This is a genomic window from Bacillus sp. SIMBA_008, from assembly GCF_046535495.1.
Lineage (GTDB): Bacteria > Bacillota > Bacilli > Bacillales > Bacillaceae > Bacillus > Bacillus subtilis.
In genome coordinates this window covers 1-414 of record NZ_JAWRWL010000055.1, presented here as the reverse complement: position 1 = coordinate 414, position 414 = coordinate 1, and the positions used below count along the sequence as shown (strand labels likewise).

Sequence of the window (414 nt, the reverse complement as noted above, 5' to 3'; positions counted from 1 at the left end):
GCCGCGTGAAGATCAAACCCGGCGATTTTTATTATGTGCCGAGCGGAACCATCCATGCCATTTGCGCCGGGGCGCTCGTGCTGGAAATACAGCAGAATTCAGACGCCGCCTACCGGATATATGATTACGGGCGTACAGATCAAAACGGCGGGGCGCGTGAGCTGCATATCCGCGATGCCGTCAACGCCGCCACCGTTCCTCATGTGGACGGATTTTTGGATGAATCAACTGAAACGAGAAAAGGCATCACCATTAAAACCTTTGTGCAGGGAGAATATTTTTCTGTATACAAATGGGATATCAGCGGGACGGCGGAAATGACCCAGGACGCTCCGTTTATGTTATGCAGCGTCACAGAAGGAAGCGGCTCCATCATCTTTGAAGGCAAGTCCGCCAAGCTTGAAAAAGGCGCGC

At 52.4% G+C, this 414-nt stretch carries 1 protein-coding gene; it reads left to right on the top strand.

Going from position 1 to position 414, the window contains the following annotated elements; all coding sequences use genetic code 11:
* Positions 1-414: mannose-6-phosphate isomerase, class I (gene manA, locus SB658_RS22065; RefSeq protein WP_410602327.1), on the top strand; the 414-nt coding region annotated here is incomplete at both ends.